The organism is Vibrio sp. 10N.222.46.A1, from assembly GCF_041473595.1.
Lineage (GTDB): Bacteria > Pseudomonadota > Gammaproteobacteria > Enterobacterales > Vibrionaceae > Vibrio > Vibrio tasmaniensis_A.
Map to the genome: position 1 here is coordinate 1 of NZ_JBFRSN010001207.1, position 1785 is coordinate 1785.

At 43.8% G+C, this 1785-nt stretch carries 2 protein-coding genes and 1 pseudogene; all 3 read left to right on the forward strand.

Going from position 1 to position 1785, the window contains the following annotated elements:
- Positions 1–506: pseudogene (locus AB4496_RS25230) on the forward strand (cytochrome b); the annotation flags it as partial.
- Positions 503–1240, forward strand: a complete 738-nt coding sequence (locus tag AB4496_RS25235; RefSeq protein WP_009848942.1) for a cytochrome c1 — start codon at positions 503–505, stop codon at positions 1238–1240. The pseudogene AB4496_RS25230 and the gene AB4496_RS25235, both read left to right, overlap by 4 nt.
- 97 nt (positions 1241–1337) lie before the next feature.
- Positions 1338–1785 (forward strand): glutathione S-transferase N-terminal domain-containing protein (locus AB4496_RS25240; protein ID WP_372132569.1); only part of this gene is annotated, 448 nt, incomplete at its 3' end.

Consider the following 1785-nt stretch of genomic DNA (forward strand, 5'->3'; position numbering starts at 1 on the left):
CAGCATACGGGACGGTAAAAGATATGGTTGGTGTTGCTGGTTTCCTATTCTTGTTCTGTTACGTGCTGTTCTTTAACCCAGAAATGGGTGGGTACTTCCTTGAGCCGCCTAACTTTGAAGCTGCAAATCCGCTGAAAACACCTGAGCATATTGCTCCAGTTTGGTACTTCACGCCGTTCTACGCTGTACTTCGTGCTGTTCCAGATAAGCTGTTAGGTGTAGTTGCAATGGGCGCTTCAATTGTTGTGCTATTCCTACTGCCATGGTTCGACCGTTGTAAAGTGCGTTCTTACCGTTACCGTAGCAAACTGCATTTGATTAACATCATCCAATTCACAATAAGCTTTATTGCGCTTGGTGTACTTGGTGCGCTTCCAGCAACGCCTACATACACGCTATTAGCTCAAATCTTTAGCTTAGGTTACTTCATGTTCTTCGTTCTGCTGTGGTTCTACAGTAAAAATGAAGCGACGAAACCATTACCAGAAAGGGTGACATTCAAATGAAAAAGTGGATTGTAATTTTATTTGCTATGTTGCCGTCACTAGCGATGGCAGCGGGTGCAGGCGTACCATTAGACAAAGCAAACAATGATTTAACAGACAAAGCTTCATTGCAAAATGGCGCTAAGATGTTCATGAACTACTGTTTCGCTTGTCACTCAACGCAGTACCAACGTTATGAACGTGTTGCGAATGATTTGGAGATTCCTTTAGACCTAATGAAGGAAAACCTGATCTTCGATCCTGAAGTGAAAATTGGTAGCTTGATGGTTAACGCTATGCCTTCTGAGCAAGCTGCTAGTTGGTTTGGTGCTCCACCACCAGATCTAACATTGGTTGCTCGTGTTCGTGGCGCAGATTGGCTATACACGTACCTTCGTACTTTCTATGAAGATCCGTCTCGTCCATTTGGTGTGAACAACCTGGTTTTCCCAAGTGTTGGTATGCCGCATGTTCTTGAAGAGCTACAAGGTATCCCAACGCCAATCTACGATACTCACATGGTCGATGGTGAGGAAGTTAAGGTTGTTGTTGGCACTGAAACGGATGGTTCTGGCGAATTAAGTGCTGGTGAGTATGACGAAGCAGTTCGTGACCTTGTTAACTTTTTGGTTTACTCGGGCGACCCTGTTCAACTTGAGCGTCATGCTATGGGTTGGTGGGTAATGGCCTTCTTAGTAATCTTCACTATCATCGTGATTTTGCTGAAGAAAGAGTATTGGCGTGATGTGCACTAATTGTGCTATAATACCGTGCTAATTCCCAAATTATGTTAATGTTCAATGGAGGCTTTAGGCCTCCATTGTTTTTATTTAAAGTGTACTGGAGGGCTCCATGGCTGTAGCTGCCAATAAACGTTCTGTAATGACTCTTTTCTCAAGTGCTTCTGATATGTATAGCCATCAGGTGCGCATTGTTCTTGCTGAAAAAGGCGTAAGTGTTGAAGTTGAGTTGGTTGATGAAAAAAATCTACCAGCAGAGCTTGTTGAACTGAACCCGTACAAATCAGTACCTACTCTTGTTGATCGTGAGCTTGCTCTATATGACTCTAAGATCATCATGGAATACCTAGATGAGCGTTTCCCTCATCCACCATTGATGCCTGTATACCCGGTTGCTCGTGGTAACAGTCGTCTAATGATGTACCGAATTGAGCGTAACTGGTATTCAGTTGCAGAGAAGATCGTTAAAGGCAACGCTGAAGAATCTGAAGCAGCTCGCGTGAAATTACGCAACGACCTACTAACTCTTGCTCCTATCTTCGCTGAGTATGAATACTTCA

Bases quoted from the DNA above. Each gene is read 5' to 3' on its own strand.
- AB4496_RS25235 (WP_009848942.1), top strand. From the start codon at position 503: ATGAAAAAGTGGATTGTAATTTTATTTGCTATGTTGCCGTCACTAGCG.